The organism is Pseudomonas sp. PDM10, from assembly GCF_014852295.1.
Taxonomy (GTDB): domain Bacteria; phylum Pseudomonadota; class Gammaproteobacteria; order Pseudomonadales; family Pseudomonadaceae; genus Aquipseudomonas.
In genome coordinates, this window is record NZ_JACVBJ010000009.1 from 22,504 (window position 1) to 49,435 (window position 26,932).

Genomic DNA, 26,932 nt, shown 5'->3' on the forward strand with positions numbered 1-26,932 from the left:
GGAATGCATTCCAATGTGGGAGCGAGCCTGCTCGCGATTGCGTCTATGTGACCAACTAATTTCTCTGCGCTAGAAACTCAAGCAGCGTCTCGGTGACAAACTGCGGATTCTCCAGATTGGAGATATGCCCCGCTTCCGGCACCAGCAAAAATGGGCAACCGATCAACCCGGCCATCTCCCTTGTCTCCGATGGCGGTCGCGGTTTGTCCTGATCGCCGCACATCAGCAGCGTGGTATCAGGATTCAACTCGCCCAGTCGCGGCAACAGATCATCGCGCCCAAACGTAATTCGCCCCATCGGCACGATGCTCTCACGCAGACGCTCTGGCGGCAGCGCGGCCAGTTTGGCGCGGAAGTCCTGATACAGCGCCGACTGCGGATCGATGCCCGGACGGAAGAAGATCGGCACGACGATATCGAGTAACTGTGGCGCGATCACGCCGGTGTCTTCGATCTGTTTGAACAGCGAGAAATAGTATTGGCGAGTCGGTTCCGGCTCGACGCCGACGTAGGTGTCCATCAGCACCAGGCCGTTGATCCGTTGCGGGGCCGACAGCGCCAGACGCACGCCCCACATGCCACCGACTGAAAGACCGACCAGCGTGACACGGTCGATGTCCAGGTGATCGAGCAACGCCAGTGCCTGGCGCGCAATGTCATCCAGCGATTGCGTACCTTGGGGTAGCGGCCCGGATTCACCGTGGCCCCAAAGGTCCAGAGCAATTACCCGGTATTGCTGCGACAGAGCGGCGATCTGCGGCACCCACATGGCCTGGTCCCACAGATAACTGCCGGCCAGCAGAACGGCAGGGCCGGTGCCTTGATCAATGTAGTGAAGGGGTTGTCCGTCTATTGTTGCGAAGGGCATCAGCTGTCTCCTCACCAAAAATGGAGCAGGCAGACTGGGCTGCGGTGGCTCTACAGTCAACCTTGTGGCGTTTGTGCCAGGGCTTGATCGCCCACGCGCAGGTGGCCAATGCTCTGACTACGAGGGCTGCCGGCCACGAACAGCGTCGTATTAGTTCAATTTCTCATTTGACAATAATTATCATTAAGAATAATTTGTCGCTCGATGTGTTGGACGGCCCAGCCCCCGCTTGCCGTCCTGCCAACCTATTTGCAGCAAGGTGATTTCCAATGACGGAACAAGTGTCCACAAGCACGTGCGATTCACCGCTACTTCAGGCATTCGTCGACAATCGACTGATTCTGGTCACGATCGCAGCCCGCATTACCGGCTGCCGGTCGCGTGCAGAAGACGTGGTGCAGGATGCGTTCTTCCGGCTGCAATCAGCGCCGCAGATCACGTCCTCGTTCAAGGCTCAGCTCAGCTACCTGTTTCAGATCGTGCGCAATCTGGCGATCGATCACTACCGCAAACAGGCGCTGGAGCAGAAGTACTCGGGCCCTGAAGAGGAAGGCCTGAACGTGGTGATTCAAGGTGCTTCGCCGGAAACCTCGCACATCAACTTCTCGACGCTGCAACACATCGCCGACGCGCTGACCGAGCTGCCCAGCCGCACCCGCTACGCTTTCGAGATGTATCGCCTGCACGGCGTGCCGCAAAAGGACATCGCCAAGGAGCTTGGCGTCTCGCCGACCCTGGTGAACTTCATGATTCGCGATGCGCTGGTTCATTGCCGCAAGGTGTCGGGGAGTCGTGTGGATGCTTTTGCCCGTCGTTGAAATTTGCGTCGCCCCCCTTCGCGAGCAGGCTCGCTCCCACATGGGATCTGTTGTGAACACACAGTGTGTGAACACCAGAGATTAACTGTGGGAGATTCTATGTTGCAGGGCAACCCTGCAACTTCAGGTCATCTAGTATTCACTCTGATTTTTCATCAGGGCTTACCCACCGGTACCAGGGCAATTTTGTAGGGATCGAAAATCTTCAGCATTTGGCCGTTATCCCTCAACCCCTGCAGCAATTTGGCAAACGTCTCGCCGCTGATCGGTGCCATCGGGCGGAGGATGGCGTAGTGGTGATAGACCTGATCGATGCGTTGCGACACCAGCAACTGCTCGCCGACTTTCTCGTTACGCAGCAGATAATCGCTCAGATAGGAGCGAGTCACCAAGGCAATATCCGCTCGTCCACGCAGCACCATCAGCAAGTTGCTGTCGTGGGAATAGGTCAGCGTGGCGTTGTAGGAGTCGGCCAGATACTTGGGATCGGCATTGAAATTGGCAAACTCGTAGTGATAGCCGCTGTACAGCGCCAAGCGCTTGCCCGCCAGGTCCTTGAAGTAATTCTCGTCGCGATCGGGTTTCTTCTGCGCGACAAAGATTTCTGCATCTTCCAGGCCCATGTCGACGTCGGTATGCGGAATATCCTTCCAGCCCCAGTCCGGGTTCTCGAAAATCGCCATATCGACCCGGCCTTCCTTGAAGTCGTTGAAACGTCGAGGAATGGAGGTGGGCACCAATACAAACTGATAATCGGTTTGCAACTGATTCAGCGCTTCCACCAGTTGCGGCAACAGACCGGTGTCGGCACCGGACTCCGGGCGCACGGTATAGGGTGGAAAATGCGCGGCACCGACCCGCACCTGTTGTGCAGCCTGAGACGGCAACACGAAGCACACCGCAAGCGTCGCTAGCAAAAGCCGCGAAGCCGTCCGAATTGGCGAAGACATCAAAACAATCCACTCCCCAAAAAAATACGCTTCAATGCATTCAAGCTAGGCGGTTTCCGCGACTTAGCCAGTTTCCTTTGACCTGAACAAACTATTGCTTCTCTTCCAGCACCAGAATCAACGCCTCATCGGCCAATTGATCGAGGCTCATGCTGCCGCCTGCGCGAAACCAGGTGGTGGTCCAGGACAATGCACCGGTCAGAAAACGGCGGGTGATGAACACATCCCCGCGGATAAAACCGGCCTCCTTGGCCTCACCCAGCACCTGAAGCCAGAGTTCTTCATAAATGTCGCGCAGCGCCAGCACCTGCGCCTGCCCGTCTGCGGACAGCGAACGCCATTCATAGACCAACACCGCCATGGCCTCGCCGCTGCCGCCCATGATCGACTGCAATTCACAACGAATCAGCGCCAGTACCCGCTCGCGCACACTGCCGGCTTCGGCCAGGGCTGCACGCATCAACGCAGTGTTATAGCGAATGGTTTCTTCCATCACCGCCCGCAGGATCTCGTCCTTGCTCTTGAAGTGATGAAAAATGCTGCCGGACTGAATCCCCACGGCGCCGGCCAGATCGCGCACGGTGGTGCGTTCGTAACCTTTGTTGCGGAACAGGTGAGCCGCCACTTGCAGCAGTTTGCCGCGGGCGCTGTCCGGGTCGGTCAATTGGCCGCTGTCGACCAATTCGCGCATCACCCTCAGGGCTTTTTGCTCGTCCACCCGTTCTCTCCTACAGTCGATCAATCAAGTACGCCGCTCGCCGCTAAACCTGCGGGGTTGCGCGGGCAATTTAAGCTGGCCGGCGCGACCAAGCAAGCGCTCGGGCAGAAGATATTTATGCCGTTTACAAACCAAGCGCTTGCTTGGTAGTCTCGATGCACTTCTATCGCAGGTGAGTATGGAGTTGACTGTGCCCAAAACAATCCGCATCGGTTGCGCCAGCGCCTTTTGGGGCGACACCTCGACCGCCGCCGCGCAATTGGTAGAAGGTGGGCGTCTGGATTATCTGGTCTTCGATTATCTGGCCGAGGTTACGATGTCGATCATGGCCGGTGCGCGGATGAAAGACCCTCTGGCCGGTTACGCCAGCGACTTCATCGAAGTCCTCAGCCCGCTGTTGGCTCAACTGGCCGAACAGAAAATCCGCGTCATCAGCAACGCCGGTGGGGTCAATCCGCAAGCCTGCGCCGCCGCCCTCCAAGCGGCCTGCGACAAGGCCGGAGTGGCGCTGAAAATCGCCGTGCTGCTGGGCGATGACTTGCAGCCGCAACTCAAACAGCTGAGCAGCCGCGGTATCCATGAAATGTTCAGCGGCGCCCCTCTGCCGCCGATGTGTGTCTCGACCAACGCCTACCTCGGCGCACCGGGCATCGTCGAAGCCCTGCGGCTGGGCGCCGACATCGTCATCACCGGACGGGTGGTCGACAGCGCCGTGGTCAGCGCCGCGCTGGTGCATGAATTCGGCTGGTCCTGGCACGACTACGACAAGCTCGCCCAGGCCGCATTGGCCGGGCACCTGATCGAATGCGGCGCCCAGTGCACCGGCGGCAACTTCACCGATTGGCGCGAGGTGCCCGACTACGAACACATCGGCTTCCCCATCGTCGAAGTCAACGCCGACAGCCAGTTCATCGTCAGCAAACCCGAAGGCTCCGGCGGACTGGTCACACCCCTGACGGTCGGCGAGCAGATGCTGTATGAAATCGGTAACCCGCAGGCGTATCTGCTGCCGGACGTGGTCTGCGATTTCACTGAAGTCAAACTCGTGCATCAAGGCAAAAACGCAGTCCAGGTGCACGGCGCAAAAGGCTTGCCACCGACCGATCAGTACAAGGTCAGCGCGACGTACCCGGACGGTTTCCGCTGCACCGCCAGTTGCCTGATCGCCGGGATCGATGCGGTCGACAAGGCGCGTCGAGTCAGCGAAGCCATCATCAACAAGACCTCGGAAATCTTCAGTCAGCGCGGTTGGCCACCCTACAGCGAAGTGAACATCGAACTGCTCGGCAGCGAGGCCACTTACGGCCCCCACGGTCAGCGTCAGGACAGCCGTGAAGTGGTGATCAAACTCGCGGTGCGCCATCCGGGGAAACAGGCGTTGATTGTGTTCTCCCGGGAGATCGCCCAGGCCGCCACCGGCATGGCGCCGGGGCTGACCGGGATTGTCGGTGGACGGCCGACGGTGTATCCGCTGATCCGGCTGTTCTCGTTCCTTATCGACAAAACCGCCTGCACGCTGGACATTGATCTCAAGGGCCAGCGCCACCCCTGCGCCTTGCCCGCCGTTGATGTGCTCGACACCGCCGACCTGCCCGTGGCGTGCGCCCCACCGAAACCCTCAGGCCGGGCCGATGCCAGCGTGGCCCTGGTCAAACTCGCCGTGGCGCGCTCCGGTGACAAGGGTAACCACAGCAACATCGGCGTCATGGCCCGCGAGCCGGAGTACCTGCCGTGGATTGCCGAAGCCTTGACGCCGGCAGTGATCGTCGACTGGATGAGTCATGTCCTCGACCCGATCCACGGACGTGTCGAACGCTGGTACCTGCCGGGCACCCACAGCCTTAATTTTCTGCTGGAAAACGCCCTGGGAGGCGGTGGCGTGGCCAGCCTGCGGATCGATCCGCAAGGCAAAGCCTTCGCCCAGCAACTGCTGGAAATCCAGATCCCGGTGCCTCAGCGCATCGCCGACCAGGTCAACTAGAGGACTGTCGCCATGGCTTACGATTCGATTTTCAAAGCCGGTTTGTTTGCAGGCCAAAACATCATCGTCACCGGTGGCGGCAGCGGCATCGGCCGTTGCACCGCTCACGAACTGGCGGCCCTCGGCGCCCATGTGCTGCTGCTCGGGCGCAAGGCTGACAAGCTGAAAAACGTCACGGCCGAGATTACCGAAGATGGCGGCAAGGCTGACTGGATGGTCTGCGATATTCGTGAGGAAGAAACGGTCAAGCATGTGATCAGCGAGTTGATCCGCAAGCACGGACCGATTCACGGCCTGGTCAACAATGCCGGCGGGCAGTACCCGTCGCCGTTGGCGTCGATCAATCAAAAAGGCTTCGATACGGTGTTGCGCACCAACCTGATGGGCGGCTTCCTGATGGCCAGGGAAGTGTTCAACCAGTCCATGAGCAAACACGGCGGCGCCATCGTCAACATGCTCGCCGACATGTGGGGCGGCATGCCCGGCATGGGCCACTCGGGCGCGGCGCGTTCGGGCATGGACAACCTCACCAAGACCGCCGCGTTCGAATGGGGTTATGCCGGGGTGCGGGTCAACGCCGTGGCGCCGGGCTGGATCGCGTCCAGTGGCATGGACACCTACGAAGGCGCGTTCAAAGCGGTGATCCCGACCTTGCGCGAGCACGTGCCACTGAAACGCATCGGCACCGAATCGGAAGTCAGCGCGGCGATCGTTTTCCTGCTCAGCCCGGCCGCGGCGTTTATCAGCGGCAGCACCTTGCGCATCGACGGCGCCGCCAGCCTGGGTGGGCGCGCCTGGCCGATACACAAGGCGCAGATCAGCGAGTCGTATAACGGTTTCCACCGTGCCTACCTGCCTGACGTGCTCAAGGACAAGGAATAATTCATGCCGGTGATTCAGTCGCAAGTGGACCCGTTCAGCGAACAGTTCGCCCGCAATCGCGCGGCGATGCTGGTCGGCATCGAGCACGTCCGCCAGCTCGAACAGAACTTGCTGAACAAGGCGGCCGAAGCCAAACCCAGGTTCGACAAACGCGGCCAATTGTTGCCCCGCGAACGCCTCAATCTGCTGCTGGACCCTGGCGCACCGTTCCTCGAACTGGCGAGCCTGGCGGGCTACAAGCTGCATGACGACAAGGACGGCAGTTCGGCTGGCGGCGGGTTGATCGCCGGGATCGGCTACGTGTCCGGCGTGCGCGTGTTGGTGGTGGCAAACAACAGCGCAATCAAGGGCGGGACCATTTCCCCCAGCGGTTTGAAAAAATCCCTGCGCCTGCAACAGATCGCCATGGAGAACAAACTGCCGGTCATTACCCTGGCCGAAAGCGGTGGCGCCAATCTCAATTACGCCGCGGAAATTTTCGTCGAAGGCGCCCGCAGCTTTGCCAATCAGGCGCGGATGTCGGCCATGGGCCTGCCGCAAATCACCGTGGTCCATGGCTCGGCCACGGCGGGTGGCGCCTATCAGCCAGGGTTGTCGGATTACGTGGTGGTGGTGCGTGGCAAGGCCAAGCTGTTTCTGGCCGGCCCGCCGCTGCTCAAGGCTGCCACCGGCGAAGTCGCCACCGATGAAGCACTGGGGGGCGCCGAGATGCATGCGCAAATCGCCGGCACCGCTGAATACCTGGCCGAGAACGATGCCGACGGCGTGCGCCTGGTGCGCGAGATTGTCGGCCTGCTGCGGTGGAACGATCAGCTGCAATGGCTACCCGAACGTCACTGGGAAGAACCGCTCTACCCCATCGATGAGCTGCTCGGGCTGATTCCCGACGATGCGAAAAGACCTTACGACGTGCGCGAAATCATCGCCCGGATAGCCGACGGCTCGAACTTTCTCGAATTCAAGGGCGAGTTCGATCAGCAAACCGTCTGCGGCCATTTGCAGATTCAAGGCCGCGCCTGCGGGTTCATTGGCAACAATGGGCCGATCACGCCCAAGGGTGCGAGCAAGGCGGCGCAGTTCATTCAGCTCTGTGACCAGAGCAGGACCCCGTTGTTGTTCTTCCACAACACCACCGGGTTCATGGTCGGCACCGAGTCGGAGCAGCAAGGCGTGATCAAACACGGCGCGAAAATGATTCAAGCGGTGGCCAACGCCCGGGTGCCTAAACTGACCATCGTCGTCGGTGGTTCCTACGGCGCCGGCAACTACGCGATGTGCGGCCGCGGCCTCGACCCGCGCTTCATTTTCGCCTGGCCCAACAGCCGCACGGCGGTGATGGGCGGCGCCCAGGCCGGCAAAGTGCTGAGGATCGTCACCGAGGCCAAGCAGGCCAAGGACGGTCTGGTGCCCGACCCGAAAATGCTCGACATGCTGGAACAGGTCACCGCGCAGAAACTCGACAGCCAGTCCACCGCACTGTACGGCAGCGCCAGCCTGTGGGACGACGGGTTGATCGATCCGCGGGATACCCGGACCTTGCTCGGGTACTTGCTGGATATTTGTCATGAGGCTGAAGTGCGGCCGCTGCAATCCAACAGTTTTGGTGTAGCCCGCTTTTGATTAGATCGTTCCCACGCTCTGTGTGGGAATGCAGCCAGGGACGCTCCGCGTCCCAAGAGCGGACGCAGAGCGTGGGAACGATCGGGAAGACACGGCAACGATCCGTTATTCAGGAGAACAATAAGAATGATCTTCACCCAGGAACACGAAGCACTGCGCCGCACTGTCCGCCAATTCGTCGATCACGAAATCAATCCTCACGTCGAGGAGTGGGAAAAGGCCGGGCGCTTTCCGATCCACGAGCTCTTCCGCAAGGCCGGCGACCTCGGCCTGCTGGGGATTTCCAAACCGGAAAAGTTTGGCGGCATGGGGCTCGATTACAGCTATTCGATTGTCGCGGCTGAAGAGTTCGGCACCATCCACTGCGGCGGCATTCCGATGTCCATCGGCGTGCAGACCGACATGTGCACCCCGGCCCTCGCCCGCTTCGGCTCCGATGAACTGTGTGAAGAGTTCCTGCGGCCGGCGATCACTGGCGAGCAGGTCGGCTGCATCGGTGTTTCCGAAGTCGGTGCCGGTTCCGACGTGGCCGGCTTGAAAACCACCGCCCGTAAAGACGGCGACGACTACGTGATCAACGGCAGCAAGATGTGGATTACCAACTCGCCGAGCGCGGACTTCATCTGCCTGCTGGCCAACACCTCAGACGACAAACCGCACATCAACAAGTCGCTGATCATGGTGCCGATGAACACCCCCGGCATCAGCCTCAGTTCGCACCTGGACAAGCTCGGCATGCGCAGCTCGGAAACCGCTCAGGTGTTTTTCGACAACGTGCGCGTGCCGCAACGCAACCGCATCGGCCATGAAGGCGCGGGGTTCATGATGCAGATGCTGCAGTTCCAGGAGGAACGGCTGTTCGGCGCGGCGAACATGATCAAGGGCCTGGAGTACTGCGTCGACAGCACCATCGAGTACTGCAAGGAACGTAAAACCTTCGGCAGTGCGCTGATCGACAATCAGGTTATCCATTTCCGCCTGGCCGAACTGCAAACCGAAATCGAATGCCTGCGGGCATTGGTCTATCAGGCCACCGAGCAGTACATCAAAGGCCAGGACGTTACCCGTCTGGCGTCGATGGCCAAACTCAAGGCCGGGCGTCTGGGCCGGGAAGTCAGCGACAGCTGCCTGCAATATTGGGGCGGCATGGGCTTCATGTGGGACAACCCGGTGGCCCGCGCTTACCGTGACGTGCGGCTGGTGTCGATTGGCGGCGGTGCCGACGAAATCATGCTGGGGATCATCTGCAAACTCATGGGCATCCTGCCGGGGAAAAACAAATGAGCGCCCTGCCGGTTTGCCAGACCTTGCTGCTGGAATCGCATAACGGCGTCCTGCACATCACCCTCAACCGCCCCGAAAGCCGCAATGCCATGAGCCTGTTGATGGTCGCGGAACTGCGTGCCGTGCTGTTGGCCGTGCGCGATGACCGTGAGATTCGGGCCTTGGTGATCGGTGGCGCGGGCGGGCATTTTTGCGCCGGTGGCGACATCAAGGACATGGCCAACGCACGCGCTCAAGGCCCGAGTGCCTATCGCGATTTGAATCGCGCGTTCGGTGCGCTGCTGCAAGAGGTGCAACACGCGCCGCAAGTGGTGATCACGGTGCTGCAAGGCGCGGTGCTCGGCGGTGGTTTGGGTCTGGCCTGCGTCAGCGACGTCGCCTTGGCCGATCACCAGGCGCAATTTGGTCTGCCGGAAACCAGCCTCGGTCTGCTACCCGCGCAAATCGCGCCGTTCGTGGTGCAGCGCATCGGTCTGACCCAGACTCGCCGACTGGCACTGACCGCGGCACGTTTCGATGGCACACACGCACGGCGCATGGGGTTGGTGCATTTTGTCGAGCATGACGCGCAAGCGTTGGCCGAGCGTCTCGATGAAATTCTGGCCCATGTGTTGTGCTGCGCGCCGGAGGCCAATGCAATGACCAAAAAGCTGTTGCTCGCGAGTGCCGGACAGCCATCGAATGCGTTGCTGGATGAAGCGGCCGACTGGTTCAGCGAGGCGGTGACCGGGGCTGAAGGTATTGAGGGGACCATGGCCTTCGTGCAAAAGCGCAAACCGGGTTGGGCACCTTAAAAGCATCGCGGGCAAGCCTTGCTCCTACAAGTTCACGGTCGATCCCTCCACGGTGACTCAACCCAAAACCTGTAGGAGCAAGGCTTGCCCGCGATGAGGCCATCACTTTCACCGCAAAACACAAGGGAATACCCCATGCCCGGACTCAGAAAAATCCTGATCGCCAACCGCGGTGAAATCGCCTGCCGCATCCAGCGCACCGCCCAGGCCCTGGGCTATCGCACGGTCGCGGTGTTCAGCGATGCCGACGCCGATGCCCTGCACGTGCAACTGGCTGACGAAGCCGTGAACATCGGCCCGGCCCCGGTGCAGCAGTCCTATCTGAATATCCCGGCCATTCTCGACGCCGCCCGGCGCACGGGCGCTGACGCCATCCATCCGGGCTACGGCTTCCTCTCGGAAAACGCCGGGTTCGCCCGCGCCTGCCAGGATGCCGGCATCACCTTCATCGGCCCCAGTCCCGACGCCATCGAACTGATGGGCAGCAAACGCCTGTCGAAACTCGCCATGCTCGATGCCGGTGTGCCGTGCATCAAGGGTTATCAGGGCGAAGAACAGGACGACGCCACCCTGAGCCGCGAAGCCGCACGCATCGGCTATCCGCTGATGATCAAGGCCAGTGCCGGCGGTGGCGGGCGTGGCATGCGCCTGGTGCACCAGGCCAATGATTTGCTCGAACAATTGCGCACCGCCCGCTCCGAAGCGCTGCATGGGTTTGGCAGTGACGAACTGATTCTCGAGCAAGCGCTGATCGACCCGCGTCACGTCGAAGTTCAACTGTTCGGCGACCAGCACGGCAACCTGATCTACCTTGGCGAGCGCGACTGCTCGATCCAGCGTCGCCATCAAAAAGTCATCGAAGAAGCGCCCTGCCCGGTGATGAACGCCGAGTTGCGTCAGGCCATGGGTGAAGCGGCGCTAAAGGCAGGTCGCGCAGTGAATTACGTCGGCGCTGGCACCGTCGAGTTCCTGCTGGATGCGCGCGGGCAGTTTTACTTTCTGGAGATGAACACCCGACTCCAGGTGGAGCACCCGGTGACTGAATTGATCACCGGCCTCGATCTGGTGGCCTGGCAGTTCCACGTCGCCGAAGGACTGCCGCTGCCCTTGCGACAGGAGCAGGTCCAGCTCAGCGGCCATGCCATGGAAGCCCGTTTGTACGCCGAAGATCCAGCACACGGTTTTCTGCCACAGACCGGTCGCATCACCGCTTGGGAGCCAGCGTTGCAGAGCGGCGTGCGGATCGATCATGGCTTGATCGAAGGCCAGACAGTCAGCCCGTTTTATGACCCGATGCTGGGCAAGATCATCGCCCACGGCGCCACCCGCGAAGAAGCCCGGCGTAAATTGCTGCGGGCGGTGCAGGACAGCGTGCTGCTCGGCGTGCAGAGCAATCAGCGTTTGCTCGCCAGCCTGCTCGAACACCCGCAGTTCATCAGTGGTGAGTTCAGTACCGGGTTCATCCAGACTCACTTTGCCGAGCATCCTTGCCTGCATGCGCATGTGCCGAGCGCCGAAGAACTGGCCATCGCTGCTGCATTGTTCTATCAGGCCTCGGCGCAGGTTCATCACGCGCCACTGGCCGGTTGGCGCAACAACGCCAGTGTGCCGCTGCTCTATCGAATCGGCCTTGAGGATCAGGATTGGCCGGTGGAACTGAACGCTGTGCCGGGTGAACCGTATCGGCTTCAAGTCGCCACAACGCCTTTTGAATTGAAGATCATCCAGTGCGACGGACGCTGGGCCAGCCTGGACATCAACGGTATCCGGCAACGCCATGCTTACCGTCTTGAGGCCGGGCAACTCTGGCTGTTCACCCGCCCCGGCAGTGTGCGACTGGTGGACCGGACGCAGGCCTTGGTCAGCAGCCAGGCCAGCGTCAGCTCCGGCACCCTCAAGGCCCCGATGGATGGGGCGATCGTCGACGTGCTGGTGACTGAGGGCAGCCCGGTCAGTAAAGGCCAGTTATTGGTGGTGCTGGAGGCCATGAAAATGGAGCATCCGCTCAAGTCGGGCATCGACGGCGTGCTCAAACGCTTGCAGGTCAGGGTCGGTGACCAGGTGAAAAATCGTCAGATTTTGTTGGAGGTCGAATAAGCCGCTAGGCGGATCCGCCGGGTTTGGCTACGCTCAAGCCCTATCAGGACGCGGATACCAGGAACCCTGCGATGCCTCACTGGCTGGTCATTGATCTGGAAGCCACCACCGATGAGGGTGGTTGGCCAGTAACAGAAATGGAAATCATCGAAATCGGCGCCACCCTGGTGGACCGAAAAGGCCGAGAACTGGATAGCTTTCAGTGCTTCGTGCGCCCGACACGTCGGCCTTTGCTGACGCCGTTTTGCCGGCAACTGACCCACATCACCCAGGCCAATATCGACGCCGCGCAGCCTCTGAGCGAGGTTTGGGCGTCGTTCGAACACTGGCTCGGCCAGCATCACTCGCGCCTCGAAGGCTGGGTCAGTTGGGGGGATTACGATCGCAAACAGTTGGTTCAGGAGTGGGAGCGCCTGCAACTCGACAGCGCCCTGAGCCGGGTGCCGCACATGAACCTCAAACAGCGCTTTGCCAAGGCTCGTCGGCTGGAGCGCCCGCTGGGACTTAACGGTGCGCTACAACTGGTGGGCATGCAGTTCAGTGGCCAACAACATCGGGCGCTGGAAGATGCGCGCAATACCGCACGATTATTACCACTGGTTCTTCCGTCTTAGAGAGGTGACGCCGGCAAGGGCCTTGTGCATACTGGCCGGCCCTTTTCAGCCCTTTTCGAGGAATCGCCCATGTTTAAAGTCAACGAGTACTTCGACGGCACCGTCAAGTCGATCGCCTTTGGCACCGCTGAAGGTCCTGCGACCATCGGCGTCATGGCACCGGGCGAATACGAATTCGGCACCAGCCAGCGTGAAATCATGCACGTGGTGTCCGGCGCCCTGACCGTCAAACTGCCGGACAGCAGCGACTGGGAAACCTTCGCCGCCGGCAGCCAGTTCAACGTGCCCGCCAACAGCAAGTTCCAACTGAAAGTGGCCGTCGACACCGCTTACCTGTGCGAATACCGCGGCTAAAACCCTGGGTTTCACAGCGACAAAAAAAATGCCCGCGTCCTTGGACTCGGGCATTTTTTTATTCAGCTTGTCTTATTCCAGAACTGTCACCGGCATACCGACTTCAAGTTGGCCATTGCTGTCGTTGACCAGGTTCTGTCCGAACATCGCGCCGTCGGCTTCGGCACGGTATTTCTGCAACGTCGCCAGCGGTTCGCGATCTTCGCTGCGCTCGCCGGTTTGCGGATCGAGGGTGGTCAGAATGCAGCGTGAACACGACTTGACCACGCGGAACTCGACGTCGCCGATGCGAATGCGCTTCCAGCCATCTTCGGCATACGCCTCGCTGCCCTCGATCACCAGGTTGGGCCGAAAGCGCAGCATTTCCAGTGGGCGGCCGACTTTTTGCGACAAGTCCTCCAGTGAGGCCTGTCCGATCAGCAACAGCGGAAAGCCATCGGCGAAGGCCACCTGATCATCGTCCTTGCCGTAGCCGGCCTGGGTGGTCCGTGCGCGATCAAGAGGGACTTGTACCAGGCGAGTCGGTTTACCAATGAATTCACTGACCCAGGCACCCGCCTCGTCACCGGCATCCGGCACACGCAATGTATCGCGCCAAATGGTCACGCCACGCAGTTCCGCATCGCTGGCAGGCAAGGCGATATCGATCGGAGAGCGGCCTGGCGCACTGAGGGTCAAGCCACCGTCGGCATTCCACAACGCCGACAGCTGACTCATCTGCGCCACTGCACGTTGAGTCAGAAAGCGCCCGCTGGCCTCGTCCACCAGCATCCAGCGTCGATCACCGTCCAGGCCCAGCTTGTCGAGGCTGACCTGCTGCAGGATCTCGCCCTTGCCGGATTTCAACGGATAACGATACAGCGCGCTCAGACGCAACATGGCCAGCTCCCTGGTGGATAAAAACGCCACCCTATACGAGCTTGATCGCCGAATCAAAGGCCAAAAACTGTGGGAGCGGGCTTGCTCGCGAAGGGGCCATAACATTCAACATCTTCGTTGACTGTTACACCGCCTTCGCGAGCAAGCCCGCTCCCACATGGACCGTGTTTTGGTCAGGCAGGCACTTCGTCGAGCATCAGACGCTGGCGCACCACATCGACGAGTTTGTCCGGCTGGAATTTGGAGAGGAAGTTGTCGCAGCCGACCTTCTTCACCATCGAGTCGTTGAAGCTGCCGGACAATGAGGTATGCAGAACCACATAAAGGCCACGCAGGCGCGGGTCGTTGCGGATTTCCGTGGTCAGGCGATAGCCGTCCATTTCCGGCATTTCCGCGTCGGTGAAGACCATCAGCAGTTTGTCGGTCATGTTCACACCGGTATCGGCCCAGGCCTTGAGCATGTTCAGAGCCTTCAGGCCGTCGCTGGCGATGTGCATCTTCACGCCCAATTGACCCAGGGTGTCGCGCAATTGCGACAGGGCCACGTTCGAGTCGTCCACCAGCAGCACTTCACGGCCACGGGCACGTTCCAGAACCGGATCGTCGAGTTTGTCGCGCGATACCTTGGCGTTGTACGGGACGATTTCCGCGAGGACTTTTTCGACGTCGATGATTTCCACCAACTGATCGTCGACCTTGCTGATAGCCGTCAAATAATGCTGACGGCCGGCGCTGGCCGGCGGCGGCAGAATGGCTTCCCAGTTCATGTTGACGATACGGTCCACACCACCGACCAGGAACGCCTGCACCGAACGGTTGTACTCAGTAACGATGATCGTACTGGTCGGACTTGGCACCAGCGGACGCATACCGATGGCCTGGGACAGGTCGATCACTGGCAGGGTCTGGCCACGCAGATTCACCACGCCGCAGACAAACGGATGACGCTGGGGCATCAGGGTCAGCTTCGGCAATTGCAGCACTTCCTGCACTTTGAAGACGTTGATCGCGAACAATTGACGTCCGGCCAGCCGGAACATGAGAATTTCCAGGCGATTCTCACCCACCAGTTGCGTGCGTTGGTCTACCGTGTCGAGAATGCCGGCCATCAATGACTCCTGGGCTTGTTCTGATGAATTCACTAAAGGGGGTTATCGGCTGTTTCTGCTAGACCTTGACCCCCGTGTAAAATGCCACGACCAAACGTTGATGTCACATTAACATCATGCTTTACTGGCCAGGCAATTTCATCTGCCCCACTGCCTGCCGCGAGACCTCGTTTCGTTCGGTTGGTTCCCCCGTGTAAGGGATTCCCCTAGTAACAATCAGGCCCAACCTGATATTCGCAATATCCAATAGCCATTAATGTGACGCCATTCTCATTGCATGAACGGAGTCAGGCTTTTGTGTGCGATCGCAGGTAAGTGGCCATCCACCCTATCGAGTTCCCCAGCCTGCAGCCAGACAGGCTGGCGCGCGATCTCACGCCGGCATGGCAATACGGGGACGCTGATCGTCCCCGTCGACACACACGACATTCCCGCATTTGACATGACGTTGTGGAGATAAACATGCCGAACGATCGTAAAGAATGGGCGCACCGGCTCCCTGAGTTTCTCGTCGAAGCTGAGACACTCCTGGTTAAAACCGAGGAATGCCTGAGTCATTTGCAACTGATCAGCAATGACAAGGACGCCATCGACTGCCTGCTGAGCACCCTGCTCAAATTGGCCAACAAGGCTGATGCCCTCGCTCTGGCAGCCGTTTCGGAGTTTTCGCTGCACATTCATGGTTTGCTGAGCCATGCCCAGAATCACATGGATTTACACGACCAGGCCCTGAGTGCGCTGAAAGACTGCCTGACGTTGATCGCCTGGCAACTCGAGCTAATCGATCAGAAGACCGGCCAACTCAGCCTTGATGACAGTGAACAGACATCCCTGATCGAAGCCTTCGCCTTTCAGGTCGGACACAGTCAGTTTCAGCCCCCCGCTAATTCCAAACCGTTCACACTCGTTTCCTTTGCAGGTCGGCAAGCCTGAATTATCGGGCCCTATGCCGTGTTGTGAATTTTTATTGCCATGACTGCCCTTCCAACTTTGGCGGGATCATGTCGCATTTGAATATTCTCTACCTGCTTACGACAACTCGAAACAAATAAACCACTCTTGCCAGCCAACTTTTTCCATTATGGAACTGTTGTCCATAAATGCTTGTTTCCTGACTCTGCGGACATATATACCAAACGCGACCAACGGTATCTTAAGTGGTACTATGCCGCCCATTAGTTGACGTCAATTAATGGCAGAGTGACTCCAGACAGAGACCCGTCATCCACGATGCCCGGTCTTCCCGCAGCGAACATCCATTGGCTCCATCCGCTATGTACGCCAGCCTCAAGTCGATCACCCTAAGGCTACCCTCCCCAAAAAACGCGCGCCTGGTCACGCTTGTGTTGTGTACCGGCTCGGCACTTGGCAGCCTGTTGATTTATAGCCTGTCCACTCGCCTGCCGCTGAGTCTGCTGGTACTCAATATCGCCGCATTGGCCTGCGTCTGGGTACAGCATTGTCTTTCGCGCAAGTCGATAAAGTTTCAACCCCAGGAGTTGGCTGACCGGCTGTTGGAGGTTCAGGAAAACGAACGTCACAGGCTCAGTCGGGAATTGCATGACGACATCGGCCAATTGCTGACCGCGGCAAAACTTCAAAGCGATTGGCTCAAACGCCGAATGCCCGAAGAACTTCAGGGCCAGTGTTCGGTGCTCTGCGACACGCTGGAAGAAACCCTGGCCAAAGTGCAAGACGTATCGGCCATTCTCAATCCGAGGCAGCTGACCAGTCTCGGGCTGGAAGCCAGTCTGCGGGCGCATTTACTCAAGACGCTGGCCAACACGCCGGTGCACTGGAGCCTGGAATGCCATCAGCGTTTGGCCGGTATACCGGAGGAAATGACGCTGGCCGCCTTTCGAATCACCCAGGAAGCGGTGACCAATATATTGCGCCATGCCGAAGCGAAAAACCTGTTGGTCCGCCTGCAACGTCTGCCTCAGGGCCTGACACTGTTGATCAGTGACGATGGCCTGGGATTCGCACCCGCGACCGATCCAGGTCGTGAGGGGCAACGTGGAATGGCAGGGATGTCGGAACGGATCAATCAGCTGGGAGGCACACTGAGCGTGACCAGCGAGCCGGGCAAAGGCACTCAAATCGAAGCCCTCTTTCCCTGGGCGCCTCGTGCGCTCGAACGGGCCAGTACGAATAAGGTTATGCGTTGACTTGTAACTTACTTCTGGTGGATGACCACTCGCTTATCAGGGCAGGCGTGCGCGCTCTGGTGCTGGATATTCCCGGCTACGCGGTAATCGGTGAGGCCAATGATGGCTCGCAGTTGCTCGAGATGGTCGAGCAGTTGTCCCCCGACATTATCCTGCTGGATATTTCCATGAAGGAAACCAGTGGCCTTGACGCATTGCAGCGACTCAAGCGAGTACGCCCGCAGAGCAAGGTGCTGATCCTGTCGATGCACACCGATCCCGCACTCATCATGCAGGCACTGGAATCCGGTGCACATGGCTACCTGCTCAAGGACACCACGGCTACCGAGCTCGAACATGCCCTGGATGCCTTGCGGAACAACGAACGCTACCTGAGCCCGGCCATCGCCCACACCGTCATCAACCAGGCGCTGACTCGAACTCAGAAAAACCAGCCGGAACTTGCCGACTCGCACAACCTGACGGCGCGTCAGCTGGAAATCCTTCGGCTGATCGTTCGCGGAAAATCCACCCGGGAAATTGCCAATGGCCTGGGCCTCAGCATCAAGACCGTTGAAACCCACCGCTCGCAGATCATGAAGCGTTTGCAGATCTACGATGTGGCGGGCCTGGTGCTGTTCGCCGTGCGCGAGCAGATCATCAGCCTGGATGATTGATCAATTGCGATGACCCCAGCAGCGGCGAGTTTTCAGGTAAATGCACGCGCAGTGCCGCTGGACGTGTCGAGAAACGCAAGTTGTCACCTTCCAGAGGTTCGCCATCGAGGTTGATGTAGAGGCCTTCCGAGACCTTGATTTCGACCCATGGCAACCGGACTCGCACAAACATGTTGTCGATGCCGAAGCCATCGGCGAGCAGGGTTTTCAAGGTGCCGACGACTTCCTGCGGCGCAGGCAGAATACTGATGTCCAGCAGACCGTCGTCGGCCAGCGCTTCCGGACACAACACATGCCCACCGCCGGCCTGCCGGCCATTGCCGATGCCCAATGCCAACAGCTCGCCACTCCACTGAAAATCAGGCCCCTGCAACTCGCCATAGGCTGCGTGCAACTCACTGAAGCGCGATAAACCGGTGAACAGGTAAGCCGCGCCCCCGAGGATTTTTTTCAAGTCCTCCGAGGTGTTTGCCGTGACCTGACTGCCAAAACCGCCCGTGGCCATATTCAGGAACACCTGCCCGCCGACCTCACCCAGATCAATGGCGCTCGGCGCAATGTCGAGAAGTTCCAGCGCCTGCGCGGGCTCCAGAGAAACGCCGGCGGCACGCGCAAAATCATTGGCGGTCCCCAACGGCATCAGGACCAGACTGGCCTTTGTCGAATGCGCCGCCAAGGCTTCGGCAATATCACGCAAGGTACCGTCACCGCCGCCGGCAATGATTTGCGTGTAGCCTGCCGCCAGTGCTTCATCTACCAGGCGCTGCGCGTCGCCCGCTTCCCAGGTCACTCGAACGGCCAGCTCCCAACCCTGCTCGCGCTTGTCCGCAACGGCAGAACGAACCGCCTCGTTGAGTGCTTGCTTGCCATGCAGAATCAACAGCGCCTTGCGTTCGCTCATCAGTTGTCACTCCCATGATTGAATTCCGTATGGGAGATGTTGACCTCGTCTCGCCACATAAAAGTCGCAAGAATTTGAATTATTTGAAGTCGAGCCGTATGGCGTCCTACAAGGCGGTACTTTTTCTTACAAGACGTGAGGAATTGGCTCAATTGACCGCCCCAAGCGATTGGTACACCTTGGCGCCTGCCGTTATCAAACATCAGCAGGAACTACACAGGGACGTGCCATGCAAAGCCAAGAGATCAGGTCACCGGTTATTCCGGTTGCACCGTTCGCAGAAAAACGCGCCAATCATCAAGCTGAATTCAAAAACAGCGCAAAGCCCATTGGAGAAGCTGCTATGGAATCTCGCGTCGTTGAATTGGAGACCCACCTCAAATACATCCGACGAGACATGGATGAAGTCCGTAGTGACGTCAAATCCATAAAACACAGGCTCGCCTATTCGGCTATTGGAACAGCCGTCGTCATCGGGGTTCTGGCCTGGATCGCCAATAGCCGTTTCGACCAGCTCGTGACACTCCTGGCTCACCAAGGGTAAGCCATGAACGCAAAACCCGGTTCGATCAACCGGGTTTGCGCAGTCAGCCAGCGGCAGGAGTCAGCTCAGGACTTCGCTCAGCGGGATGAAGCTCACGTAGTCACCTTCGATCAGCGTGCGATCCTCCAGCACCTCAACCAGACCATCAGCCCAGGCAGCGCTACGTAGTACACCAGAGCTTTGATTCCTGTAGATAATCGCCCGGCCATTCTCCAGACGTCCGCGCAAGTACTCGCGTCGATTGCCTGCTTTTGGCCATGTAAACCCTGCAGGCACCTGAAACTTCAGGGGCTCAACCTCTTTTACACCCTGTCGGCGCAAGAGATAGGGCCTTGCCAACAAAGCAAAGGTCACCAGCGTTGAAGCCGGATTGCCAGGCAAACCAATCACAGGTACGCCGCGAAAATGCCCGAATGTCAGCGGTTTGCCGGGTTTGATGGCGAGTTTCCACAACGTCAACTCGCCCTCTTCACGCAAGGCAATGCCCAGAAAGTCAGCCTCTCCCACCGAGACACCACCGGTGGAAAGGATCAGATCGACATCTTTCAATTCACCGAGGCGAGTGCGGGTGGTCGCTAAATCATCCGGAAGAATTCCGGCATCGATCACCTCACAGCCCAGGCGCTGCAACCAACTACACAGCAACACTCGATTGCTGTTGTAGATCTGCCCCGGCCCTAGAGCCTGGCCCGGTTCAATCAGTTCATCGCCGGTGGATAGAACGGCAACTCGAACCTTGCGAATCACGTCCAGCTCCGCGCATCCCATCGATGCAGCCAACCCCTGTTCGATCGGCCCGAGGCGCGTGCCGGCTGGCAGAATCAATTCACCAACAGTAGCTTCCTGGCCTTGAGGACGAATGTTTTGTCCTGGGGCCATGGTTTCGGTGAAACGTACTCGCTCATCCGCCTGAACCTCGGTGTTTTCCTGCATCTCGACGCAATCTGCACCCGCGGGCACTGGCGCACCGGTGAAGATTCGTGCACAGGTGCCAGGCTTCAAGGGCTCCGGAGCCTGACCGGCAAAAATCTTCTGGCTGACCACCAGTGGCTCTCCAGCCCAGTCGGCCACGCGCAAGGCATAGCCGTCCATGGCACTGTTGGGCCACGGTGGCAGATCCAGCGTCGAGACCAGGTCATCGGCCAGCACCCGGCCCTCAACCTGCGCCAATGGCAAGCGTTCACGCTCACGAATCGGTGAGGCCTCGGCCATTGCCAGCAAGCGTGCCAGTGCCACCTCGACAGCCATCAGACTGCCAGTCTTGCCTGGCTTACCCGCGGGATTCACAGGGTGCCGCCTGTTTGAGATGAGCGACGAAGTTGCACGGGCGGTGCCGCGAATCCAGCTGCTCGGCAAGAATGCCATCCCAACCGGTGCGCACGGCATTGGTCGAACCCGGCAAACAGCAGACCAGCGTGCTATTGGCCAAGCCGGCCAGGGCGCGGGACTGAACAGTAGAGGTGCCAATATCCGCCACCGATATCTGCCTGAACAGCTCACCAAAACCGTCGACCTGTTTATCCAGCAGGCAACTCACCGCTTCCGGAGTGCTGTCGCGTCCCGTGAAACCGGTACCGCCAGTGATCAGTACCACCTGCACGACATCGTCGGCAATCCAGTTGGCGACTTGCGCGCGAATTTTGTAGAGATCATCTTTGAGTAGAACCCGGGCCGCCAGGTTATGGCCGGCAGCGCTCAAACGATCGACGAAGAGCTGGCCAGAAGTATCGGTTTCCAGGGTGCGGGTATCGCTGACCGTCAGCACCGCGATGTTGAGCGGTGCGAAAGGTACATCAGCCTTGGCTTTCATAGGCTCATCCAGTTGTAGGAGAAACAGCCCGGTGTTATATCACAGCGCCTCATTTTTTCGCCGCCCCCATGGAGACCTGCCATGACCTCGAATACACATTTGCCACCCTGCTCCATTCTGCTCCTGGCAGGTGGTCGTGGCCAACGCATGGGCGGTCAGGACAAAGGGCTGCTGGAATGGCACGGCGAGCCATTGATTGCCCACTTGCACCGCAAGACCCGTTCACTGAGCGATGACCTGATCATCTCCTGCAACAGAAACCTGGAAAAGTACGCGCCGTACGCCGACCAACTGGTCCATGACGATGAAGGCGACTTTCCTGGCCCCCTGGCCGGTATTCGCGCAGGCCTGAAGGCCGCCCGCCATGCGCATCTGCTGGTGCTGCCGTGTGACGTACCGCGCATCGATGCCGCGCTGCTCAATAGCATGCGCGACGCCGCCAGCCAGCACCCGGACCAACCGCTGATGCTGCGCCACGGCGAACACTGGGAACCTCTGCTGTGCATCATCCCCGTGGCGCTCTCAGCCGATTTCGACAGTGCCTGGAACGACGGCGAACGCAGCCCGGGTCGCCTCATGCGCAAACTGGGCGCTACCGCCCTGCAATGCCCCGACAATGATCCACGCCTGGCCAACCTCAACACACCAGAACTGTTAAGTGCCAACTACACTGTGTCAGACTGACAGGAGAAGGAACTTGCGCGCGTTGTACACGTCTCAAGCTCAGCAACCAAAAGAATTCATATTCGGAGACACACCCATGACTCAACGGACCCTCGCCACTTTCATGCTCGCACTGGGCCTCGCTACCCTTGCCGGTTGCGCATCGCCTACAGTGATCACCTTGAATGACGGTCGAGAAATCCAGGCTGTCGACGCGCCAAAGTTCGATAAGGATTCGGGTTTCTACGAATTCGAACAACTGGATGGCAAGCAGACCCGCATCAACAAGGATCAGGTTCGTACCGTTAAAGAGCTGTAATTTTTGCGGTGACACCGGATATGAAAAAGCCCGCTATATGCGGGCTTTTTCGTGGCTGAAAATCAGCAGACTCACTGAACTTCGTGATCACCACTGCAGGGTGATGGTGCTTTCGAATGCTCTTTCCTGACCGGTGACCGGGTCCACAAACCGTAATCCCTGAGCGAGCAGTTTCAAAGGATTGGCATAGTCATCCTCAACATCCTTGAGTACCTGTGGATAAAACGGGTCGTTGCAGATGCTGGCGCCCAAGGCTGTCATGTGCACCCGCAACTGATGCTTCTTGCCCGTCACTGGGTAAAGCGCATAACGCCAGAGGTCACCATTCTTCTCCCTGACGTCGACAGCCGTTTCGGTATTGCTGACGCCCGGACCTTCCTTCATGCGGAAGAAAGGCTCGCCATCGATGAGGCGACTCTTATGGACCAATGGAAAAGAGAGTTCAGGCAACGCTCGGGCAATGGCCTCGTAGCGCTTTTCGATCTGCCGCGCAGGAAACAACGACTGATAGGCAGAACGGCTCTGAGGGTTGGCGGAAAACAGCACCAGCCCCGCGGTGTGCCGGTCAATGCGATGCAAAGGCACCAGATGCGGGTTGTCGAGTCGACGGATCAGCCGTCGCAACAGGGTCTGTTCCACGTATTCACCCGCCGGCGTCACCGGCAGAAAATGCGGCTTGTCCGCCACGACCAGATGCTCATCCGCGTACAGAATCGACTCAACCACCGGGATCGGCTTTTCGTCCGGCACCTCACGGAAATAATGAATCCGCAAGCCTTCCTTGTAAGGCAGATCAAGGGCGATCGGCATGCCGTGACCGTCGAGGACACGACCGCGAGCGATTCTGTCCAGCCATTGTTCACGACCGATGGCGCTGAAATGTTCGCACAGACAATCGAGTACGGTCTGCCACGGACCAGGCGGCAAGTAGAGCGTGCTGGCCTGGTTGTGTGCAGCAGAAAAAGATGAAGTGGACATACGAAAGTTCTAACCCTCAATACAGGGCGGCATTATCCAACAGCGGCCGGAACGAACCTAGAAGAGAATCCTCATGCCGGTATCTGCGTGCGCGCTGCCGCTTCGGTGAACTCCTTGAGCCAGCGCAGCACATCGACTGCCTCCCAGCGACCAGGGTCATAAAGCGCATACAACAAGCCCTGATAACCCACGACATCCAGCTGCCGGTGATAGCCCGCGCGCTGGAACAAGGCTTCGATTTCGGCGAAACAGGTATTGAAATGCAGTTTATTGAAGGGCGTTTTTCCTTCTGTGACCAGGCCATCCAGACGCAATTCGAGGACAGCCTCGCGCACCACGTCCGCCGACATCCGGTTCACGCTGTTCTTCAATTGTTCGACATTGACCACGATTCATCCCTCTCACGCCCGGACCGCCTGCTTAAACCCAAACACCGAAAACGGCAAGGCAGGCTTTACGAATTACTGTATGCGCATACAGTATCCGATCAGTACCGGTAAAGCCAAGGGATCCATCGCAAAGTTCGACAGACGGGAACACCACCACCGCAACAACCGCTTAACGCAGGAACGCCACCACCTGATCGGCACTGAACGGCCAGCCCAGCTCCGCGCCCGTATCGACCCGTCGTAATACCGGAATACGCAGGCTGTAAGCTTCGAACCATGTTTCGTCGTCGGCGATATCCACCAGTTCCACCAGCAGACCGCGCTCGACAAATTCCATCAGCATGGCTTCGGCGACTTCACAGAGATGACACCCAAGGGTGCCGAACAGCTGACATTCAGGAAGCATGAGCGCTCAACCGAAAAATTTAAGTCATCATTCTAGGCCGGCCCCGAAAAGCCGTCGAGCCATTGAATGCTCTACCCTTGAGCCATAACGACAACGGATCGCGGCAATACGCTGACGCACATCAGTCGTCTTCAATATCCTTTGCGCGATGCTCTCGGATTAATTGCCTCTACGCTTGAATGGCCAGCGTCCCGTCACCGGAGTTTTTTTGTGTTCGCCAACCTGTTGATCATCCTCGCCTCCTCTCTGGTGGTGATTGCACTGTTCCAGCGCCTGCGATTACCACCGGTGCTGGGTTACCTGTGCGTGGGACTGATGATCGGGCCGAGCGCATTCAACTGGGTGAATGAAAGCGAAGAGCTGCCGGACCTCGCCGAGTTGGGCGTGGTGTTTCTGCTGTTCTCCCTTGGGCTGGAGTTTTCCCTGTCGAAAATGCTCGCGTTGCGCCGAGTGGTATTCGGGCTTGGCAGTCTGCAGGTGCTGTGCTCCGGGATGCTGTTAGGGGGGTTGCTGATGCTGCTCGGCATGCCGGTCACGCCTGCGCTGTTACTCGGCGCCGGCCTGTCGCTGTCTTCCACGGCCATTGTCAGTAAAGAGCTGAGCAGTCTCGGCGAGATTTTCAGCAGTCACGGCCAGAATGCCATCGCCGTGTTGTTGTTCCAGGACGTCGTCGCGGTATTGCTGCTGACCCTGGTGCCGGTGTTCGCTGGCAGCAGTGATCAGGCCTGGTATTGGGCGCTGCCACTGACGCTGGGTAAAACCGTCGTACTGTTCGTCGGCCTGCTGCTGGTCAGTCGCTGGTTGCTGCCGCGGCTGTTCCATGAAGTGGCAGCTGCCCGTTCCCCGGAACTGTTCGTACTACTGGCGCTAGTCATTGTTCTGCTGACGGCGTGGTTGACGCACCTGCTCGGTCTCTCCCCTGCCCTGGGCGCGTTTCTCGCCGGCATGCTGCTGGGGGAAAGCCATTACCGGCACCAGATCGAGGCCGACATCCGCCCGTTCCGCGACATCCTGCTCGGGCTCTTCTTCGTCAGTATCGGCATGCTGATCGACTTGCAGTTGTTCGCCAGCCACGGCCTGCTGATTTTCGGCCTGACCCTCGGACTGTTGCTGCTCAAGGGCTGCGTCGTTGCGCTGCTGGTCAAATGGCGTGGCAGCGATGGCGAAACCGCCTGGCGCAGCGGCCTGGCATTGGCCCAAGGCGGCGAGTTCTGCTTTGCGCTGATGGCACAGATGCAGCAGAACAAACTGATGCCCGCGGATTTTGGCGGCCTGCTGCTGGCGGCGACCTTTTGTTCGATGCTCGTCACGCCGTTGTTGCTGCGCGCCGCCCCCCACATCGCCACACGCCTGCACCGCAAACCCAACGAAGAAGCAAAACTTGAACAAATCAACGCGCTCAATGCCGGGTTACACAACCATGTCGTTATATGTGGCTATGGTCGTGTAGGTCAGTCAATCGGACGCGCACTACGCAACGCGCAGCAACGCTACATCGCACTGGATTCTGATCCAGTGCGTGTCCACGAAGCCGCCGTGGGTGAGACCTGCGTGCATTATGGCGACTCACGTCGCGCTGAACTGCTGGTCGCGATAGGGCTGGAGCGCGCCAGGCTGTTGGTGATCGCCGTGGATCAGGCCGACATCGCGTTGCTGATCCTCAAGGAAGCGCGGCGACTCAACACGACCGTGCCGATTCTGGTGCGCACGCGCGATGACAGCCAACTGGCCGAGTTGAAAGCAGCCGGCGCCAGCGAAGTCGTGCCTGAACTGCTGGAGTCGAGCCTGATGCTCGCCTCCCACGCGCTGATCATGCTGGGATTGCCCGCGTATCAGGTACAGGAGCGGGCCGACCAGATACGGCACGACCGCTATCGTCTGCTGCACGGTTTCTATCCTGGCGCTGACGACGAAGAGACCTAGTCCTGGCTCACAGCGCCAATCTTGTGCACCGACAAGTCAGCGCCGTAATACTCTTCTTCCTGACTCAGACGCAGACCATGGAACGCCTTGATCGTGCCATACACGGCAAAGCCACCCGCCAGCGCCACAACCACCCCCAACGCAGTGCCGATCAACTGGCTGACCAGACTCACGCCGCCCAGCCCACCCAACGCGCTCTGGCCGAAAATGCCGCAGGCGATTCCGCCCCAGACGCCACACAAACCATGCAATGGCCAAACCCCCAGCACATCGTCGATGCGCCATTTGACTTGAGCCGCAGTGAAGCACCAGACAAACAATGCGCCGGCGATGACACCCGTGATCAGCGCGCCCACCGGGTGCATCAGATCGGAACCGGCACAAATCGCCACCAGCCCGGCCAGCGGGCCGTTATGCAGAAAGCCCGGGTCATTGCGCCCGACGATCAGCGCCGCCACGGTACCGCCGACCATGGCCATCAGCGAGTTCACCGCCACCAGTCCGCTGACACCTTGCAGGGTTTGCGCGCTCATCACGTTGAAACCGAACCAGCCGACGATCAGGATCCACGACCCCAGCGCCAAAAAGGGAATGCTCGAGGGCGCGAACGCCACCAGTCGCCCTTCGCGATAACGACCATTGCGCGGCCCGAGCAACAACACTGCCGCCAGCGCCAGCCAACCGCCCATGGCATGGACCACCACCGAGCCCGCGAAATCATGGAAACTGGCGCCAAAGTGCTCCAGCAACCAGGCTTGCAGGCCAAAGTTGCCGTTCCAGATCATGCCCTCGAAGAACGGATAGATGAACGCCACGATCAGTGCCGTCGCGCACAACTGCGGGACAAACCGGGCACGCTCGGCGATGCCTCCGGAAATGATCGCGGGTATCGCCGCAGCAAAGGTCAGCAGGAAGAAAAACTTCACCAGCCCATAGCCATGATCCGCATTGATCACCGCCGCCGGTTGCATGAAGGTCACCCCATAAGAAATCCAATAGCCTATAAAGAAGTAGGCCAGGGTCGAAATGGCGAAATCGCTGAGGATCTTCGACAAGGCATTGACCTGGTTCTTTTGTCGAACCGTGCCGACTTCAAGAAAGGCGAAACCGGCGTGCATCGCCAGCACCATGACCGCGCCGATCAGAATGAACAACGTATTGGAGCTATGGACCAGACTGTCCACAGCGCTTTGCAGATTTTCCATGG

The 26,932-nt window shown here is 59.2% G+C and carries 28 protein-coding genes; 16 read left to right on the plus strand and 12 right to left on the minus strand.

The window, feature by feature from the left end; translation table 11 throughout:
- Window positions 1-55 precede the first annotated feature (55 nt).
- Window positions 56-868: an alpha/beta fold hydrolase gene (locus tag IB252_RS27785; protein ID WP_192410929.1), complete on the minus strand. Its 813-nt coding sequence runs from the start codon at window positions 866-868 to the stop codon at window positions 56-58.
- 269 nt (window positions 869-1,137) lie between these two features.
- On the opposite strand from IB252_RS27785, the gene IB252_RS27790 reads away from it, so the two are divergent.
- The gene (locus IB252_RS27790; protein ID WP_192410930.1) at window positions 1,138-1,686 is read left to right on the plus strand and encodes an RNA polymerase factor sigma-70; all 549 of its coding nucleotides are present in this window, start codon (window positions 1,138-1,140) and stop codon (window positions 1,684-1,686) included.
- A 155-nt stretch (window positions 1,687-1,841) separates the two neighbouring features.
- On the opposite strand, the gene IB252_RS27795 is transcribed toward IB252_RS27790, so the two are convergent.
- Together IB252_RS27795 and IB252_RS27800 are read right to left on the minus strand one after the other, a co-directional pair.
- The gene (locus tag IB252_RS27795) at window positions 1,842-2,636 is read right to left on the minus strand and encodes a substrate-binding periplasmic protein (protein ID WP_111452343.1); all 795 of its coding nucleotides are present in this window, start codon (window positions 2,634-2,636) and stop codon (window positions 1,842-1,844) included.
- A gap of 91 nt (window positions 2,637-2,727) precedes the next feature.
- On the minus strand, window positions 2,728-3,354 hold the full coding sequence (locus IB252_RS27800; protein ID WP_008145910.1) for a TetR/AcrR family transcriptional regulator: 627 nt from the start codon (window positions 3,352-3,354) through the stop codon (window positions 2,728-2,730).
- A 190-nt stretch (window positions 3,355-3,544) separates the two neighbouring features.
- Here IB252_RS27800 and IB252_RS27805 point away from each other — a divergent pair, with 190 nt between their 5' ends.
- The 8 genes from IB252_RS27805 to IB252_RS27840 all read left to right on the plus strand — a co-directional run bounded on the left by IB252_RS27805 (window position 3,545) and on the right by IB252_RS27840 (window position 12,980).
- Entirely contained in the window at window positions 3,545-5,335 is a 1,791-nt protein-coding gene (locus IB252_RS27805; protein ID WP_192410931.1) for an acyclic terpene utilization AtuA family protein, read from the plus strand.
- A gap of 12 nt (window positions 5,336-5,347) precedes the next feature.
- A complete protein-coding gene (locus tag IB252_RS27810; RefSeq protein WP_192410932.1) occupies window positions 5,348-6,217 on the plus strand; it encodes an SDR family oxidoreductase in 870 nt (289 codons plus the stop codon).
- 3 nt (window positions 6,218-6,220) lie between these two features.
- A complete protein-coding gene (gene atuC, locus IB252_RS27815) occupies window positions 6,221-7,837 on the plus strand; it encodes a geranyl-CoA carboxylase subunit beta (RefSeq protein ID WP_192410933.1) in 1,617 nt (538 codons plus the stop codon).
- Between the two features lie 126 nt (window positions 7,838-7,963).
- Window positions 7,964-9,121, plus strand: coding sequence for a citronellyl-CoA dehydrogenase (gene atuD, locus IB252_RS27820; protein WP_192410934.1), 1,158 nt, complete (start codon window positions 7,964-7,966; stop codon window positions 9,119-9,121).
- The gene (locus tag IB252_RS27825; protein ID WP_111452348.1) at window positions 9,118-9,915 is read left to right on the plus strand and encodes an enoyl-CoA hydratase/isomerase family protein; all 798 of its coding nucleotides are present in this window, start codon (window positions 9,118-9,120) and stop codon (window positions 9,913-9,915) included. The genes atuD and IB252_RS27825 overlap by 4 nt, the downstream gene beginning before the upstream one ends.
- A 135-nt stretch (window positions 9,916-10,050) precedes the next feature.
- Complete coding sequence (locus tag IB252_RS27830) at window positions 10,051-12,012, plus strand: acetyl/propionyl/methylcrotonyl-CoA carboxylase subunit alpha (protein ID WP_192410935.1); 1,962 nt, start codon at window positions 10,051-10,053, stop codon at window positions 12,010-12,012.
- A gap of 71 nt (window positions 12,013-12,083) precedes the next feature.
- Window positions 12,084-12,626, plus strand: a complete 543-nt coding sequence (locus IB252_RS27835; RefSeq protein WP_192410936.1) for an exonuclease domain-containing protein — start codon at window positions 12,084-12,086, stop codon at window positions 12,624-12,626.
- A 69-nt stretch (window positions 12,627-12,695) separates the two neighbouring features.
- Entirely contained in the window at window positions 12,696-12,980 is a 285-nt protein-coding gene (locus tag IB252_RS27840) for a pyrimidine/purine nucleoside phosphorylase (RefSeq protein WP_007940055.1), read from the plus strand.
- A 72-nt stretch (window positions 12,981-13,052) separates the two neighbouring features.
- Here IB252_RS27840 and IB252_RS27845 read toward each other — a convergent pair whose 3' ends face one another.
- Together IB252_RS27845 and IB252_RS27850 are read right to left on the minus strand one after the other, a co-directional pair.
- The gene (locus IB252_RS27845; protein WP_192410937.1) at window positions 13,053-13,859 is read right to left on the minus strand and encodes an MOSC domain-containing protein; all 807 of its coding nucleotides are present in this window, start codon (window positions 13,857-13,859) and stop codon (window positions 13,053-13,055) included.
- A gap of 173 nt (window positions 13,860-14,032) precedes the next feature.
- A complete protein-coding gene (locus IB252_RS27850; protein WP_008145901.1) occupies window positions 14,033-14,968 on the minus strand; it encodes a chemotaxis protein CheV in 936 nt (311 codons plus the stop codon).
- Between the two features lie 462 nt (window positions 14,969-15,430).
- Here IB252_RS27850 and IB252_RS27855 point away from each other — a divergent pair, with 462 nt between their 5' ends.
- The 3 genes from IB252_RS27855 (at window position 15,431) to IB252_RS27865 (ending at window position 17,792) form a co-directional block, all read left to right on the plus strand.
- Entirely contained in the window at window positions 15,431-15,901 is a 471-nt protein-coding gene (locus IB252_RS27855) for a hypothetical protein (protein WP_111452352.1), read from the plus strand.
- 341 nt (window positions 15,902-16,242) lie between these two features.
- Window positions 16,243-17,136 (plus strand): sensor histidine kinase, encoded by an 894-nt coding sequence (locus IB252_RS27860; protein ID WP_192411071.1) that lies wholly within the window; start codon window positions 16,243-16,245, stop codon window positions 17,134-17,136.
- Window positions 17,133-17,792, plus strand: a complete 660-nt coding sequence (locus IB252_RS27865; protein WP_150656971.1) for a response regulator transcription factor — start codon at window positions 17,133-17,135, stop codon at window positions 17,790-17,792. Before IB252_RS27860 ends, IB252_RS27865 begins: the two co-directional genes overlap by 4 nt.
- Here the strand turns inward: IB252_RS27865 and yegS are convergent.
- Window positions 17,776-18,693 carry a lipid kinase YegS gene (yegS, locus tag IB252_RS27870; RefSeq protein ID WP_192410938.1) on the minus strand — a complete coding sequence of 306 codons (918 nt, stop codon included), beginning with the start codon at window positions 18,691-18,693 and terminating at the stop codon, window positions 17,776-17,778. The two genes, IB252_RS27865 and yegS, sit on opposite strands and share 17 nt — an antisense overlap.
- Window positions 18,694-18,922: 229 nt before the next feature.
- Between yegS and IB252_RS27875 the strand changes: the two genes are divergently transcribed.
- The gene (locus tag IB252_RS27875; protein WP_192410939.1) at window positions 18,923-19,237 is read left to right on the plus strand and encodes a hypothetical protein; all 315 of its coding nucleotides are present in this window, start codon (window positions 18,923-18,925) and stop codon (window positions 19,235-19,237) included.
- A 60-nt stretch (window positions 19,238-19,297) separates the two neighbouring features.
- On the opposite strand, the gene glp is transcribed toward IB252_RS27875, so the two are convergent.
- Window positions 19,298-20,524: a gephyrin-like molybdotransferase Glp gene (gene glp / locus IB252_RS27880; RefSeq protein WP_192410940.1), complete on the minus strand. Its 1,227-nt coding sequence runs from the start codon at window positions 20,522-20,524 to the stop codon at window positions 19,298-19,300.
- Entirely contained in the window at window positions 20,508-21,047 is a 540-nt protein-coding gene (gene moaB / locus IB252_RS27885) for a molybdenum cofactor biosynthesis protein B (protein ID WP_008145887.1), read from the minus strand. Before moaB ends, glp begins: the two co-directional genes overlap by 17 nt.
- Before the next feature lie 81 nt (window positions 21,048-21,128).
- On the opposite strand from moaB, the gene mobA reads away from it, so the two are divergent.
- A complete protein-coding gene (gene mobA, locus IB252_RS27890) occupies window positions 21,129-21,731 on the plus strand; it encodes a molybdenum cofactor guanylyltransferase MobA (RefSeq protein WP_192410941.1) in 603 nt (200 codons plus the stop codon).
- Window positions 21,732-21,807: 76 nt separating this feature from the next.
- On the plus strand, window positions 21,808-22,029 hold the full coding sequence (locus tag IB252_RS27895; RefSeq protein WP_033059146.1) for a YgdI/YgdR family lipoprotein: 222 nt from the start codon (window positions 21,808-21,810) through the stop codon (window positions 22,027-22,029).
- A gap of 87 nt (window positions 22,030-22,116) precedes the next feature.
- Here the strand turns inward: IB252_RS27895 and IB252_RS27900 are convergent, their stop codons facing one another.
- The 3 genes from IB252_RS27900 to IB252_RS27910 all read right to left on the minus strand — a co-directional run bounded on the left by IB252_RS27900 (window position 22,117) and on the right by IB252_RS27910 (window position 23,802).
- Window positions 22,117-23,007: a pseudouridine synthase gene (locus tag IB252_RS27900; protein WP_192410942.1), complete on the minus strand. Its 891-nt coding sequence runs from the start codon at window positions 23,005-23,007 to the stop codon at window positions 22,117-22,119.
- Window positions 23,008-23,078: 71 nt separating this feature from the next.
- Complete coding sequence (locus IB252_RS27905) at window positions 23,079-23,396, minus strand: hypothetical protein (RefSeq protein ID WP_008145883.1); 318 nt, start codon at window positions 23,394-23,396, stop codon at window positions 23,079-23,081.
- A gap of 169 nt (window positions 23,397-23,565) precedes the next feature.
- Window positions 23,566-23,802 carry a glutaredoxin family protein gene (locus tag IB252_RS27910; protein WP_111452360.1) on the minus strand — a complete coding sequence of 79 codons (237 nt, stop codon included), beginning with the start codon at window positions 23,800-23,802 and terminating at the stop codon, window positions 23,566-23,568.
- A gap of 210 nt (window positions 23,803-24,012) precedes the next feature.
- On the opposite strand from IB252_RS27910, the gene IB252_RS27915 reads away from it, so the two are divergent.
- A complete protein-coding gene (locus IB252_RS27915) occupies window positions 24,013-25,725 on the plus strand; it encodes a cation:proton antiporter (protein WP_192410943.1) in 1,713 nt (570 codons plus the stop codon).
- On the opposite strand, the gene IB252_RS27920 is transcribed toward IB252_RS27915, so the two are convergent.
- Window positions 25,722-26,930: an ammonium transporter gene (locus tag IB252_RS27920; RefSeq protein ID WP_192410944.1), complete on the minus strand. Its 1,209-nt coding sequence runs from the start codon at window positions 26,928-26,930 to the stop codon at window positions 25,722-25,724. The two genes, IB252_RS27915 and IB252_RS27920, sit on opposite strands and share 4 nt — an antisense overlap.
- Between the last annotated feature and the right edge of the window lie 2 nt (window positions 26,931-26,932).

What these genes read in the sequence shown, in the direction of transcription:
- IB252_RS27795 (WP_111452343.1), bottom strand. Translation starts at nt 2,636, where the DNA reads ATGTCTTCGCCAATTCGGACGGCTTCGCGGCTTTTGCTAGCGACGCTT.
- IB252_RS27840 (WP_007940055.1), top strand. Translation starts at nt 12,696, where the DNA reads ATGTTTAAAGTCAACGAGTACTTCGACGGCACCGTCAAGTCGATCGCC.
- IB252_RS27825 (WP_111452348.1), top strand. Translation starts at nt 9,118, where the DNA reads ATGAGCGCCCTGCCGGTTTGCCAGACCTTGCTGCTGGAATCGCATAAC.
- IB252_RS27860 (WP_192411071.1), top strand. Translation starts at nt 16,243, where the DNA reads ATGTACGCCAGCCTCAAGTCGATCACCCTAAGGCTACCCTCCCCAAAA.
- IB252_RS27785 (WP_192410929.1), bottom strand. Translation starts at nt 868, where the DNA reads ATGCCCTTCGCAACAATAGACGGACAACCCCTTCACTACATTGATCAA.
- IB252_RS27910 (WP_111452360.1), bottom strand. Translation starts at nt 23,802, where the DNA reads ATGCTTCCTGAATGTCAGCTGTTCGGCACCCTTGGGTGTCATCTCTGT.
- IB252_RS27900 (WP_192410942.1), bottom strand. Translation starts at nt 23,007, where the DNA reads ATGTCCACTTCATCTTTTTCTGCTGCACACAACCAGGCCAGCACGCTC.
- atuD (WP_192410934.1), top strand. Translation starts at nt 7,964, where the DNA reads ATGATCTTCACCCAGGAACACGAAGCACTGCGCCGCACTGTCCGCCAA.
- IB252_RS27845 (WP_192410937.1), bottom strand. Translation starts at nt 13,859, where the DNA reads ATGTTGCGTCTGAGCGCGCTGTATCGTTATCCGTTGAAATCCGGCAAG.
- IB252_RS27895 (WP_033059146.1), top strand. Translation starts at nt 21,808, where the DNA reads ATGACTCAACGGACCCTCGCCACTTTCATGCTCGCACTGGGCCTCGCT.
- mobA (WP_192410941.1), top strand. Translation starts at nt 21,129, where the DNA reads ATGACCTCGAATACACATTTGCCACCCTGCTCCATTCTGCTCCTGGCA.
- IB252_RS27810 (WP_192410932.1), top strand. Translation starts at nt 5,348, where the DNA reads ATGGCTTACGATTCGATTTTCAAAGCCGGTTTGTTTGCAGGCCAAAAC.
- moaB (WP_008145887.1), bottom strand. Translation starts at nt 21,047, where the DNA reads ATGAAAGCCAAGGCTGATGTACCTTTCGCACCGCTCAACATCGCGGTG.
- IB252_RS27920 (WP_192410944.1), bottom strand. Translation starts at nt 26,930, where the DNA reads ATGGAAAATCTGCAAAGCGCTGTGGACAGTCTGGTCCATAGCTCCAAT.
- IB252_RS27835 (WP_192410936.1), top strand. Translation starts at nt 12,084, where the DNA reads ATGCCTCACTGGCTGGTCATTGATCTGGAAGCCACCACCGATGAGGGT.
- atuC (WP_192410933.1), top strand. Translation starts at nt 6,221, where the DNA reads ATGCCGGTGATTCAGTCGCAAGTGGACCCGTTCAGCGAACAGTTCGCC.
- IB252_RS27875 (WP_192410939.1), top strand. Translation starts at nt 18,923, where the DNA reads ATGCAAAGCCAAGAGATCAGGTCACCGGTTATTCCGGTTGCACCGTTC.
- yegS (WP_192410938.1), bottom strand. Translation starts at nt 18,693, where the DNA reads ATGAGCGAACGCAAGGCGCTGTTGATTCTGCATGGCAAGCAAGCACTC.
- IB252_RS27855 (WP_111452352.1), top strand. Translation starts at nt 15,431, where the DNA reads ATGCCGAACGATCGTAAAGAATGGGCGCACCGGCTCCCTGAGTTTCTC.
- IB252_RS27830 (WP_192410935.1), top strand. Translation starts at nt 10,051, where the DNA reads ATGCCCGGACTCAGAAAAATCCTGATCGCCAACCGCGGTGAAATCGCC.
- IB252_RS27790 (WP_192410930.1), top strand. Translation starts at nt 1,138, where the DNA reads ATGACGGAACAAGTGTCCACAAGCACGTGCGATTCACCGCTACTTCAG.
- IB252_RS27850 (WP_008145901.1), bottom strand. Translation starts at nt 14,968, where the DNA reads ATGGCCGGCATTCTCGACACGGTAGACCAACGCACGCAACTGGTGGGT.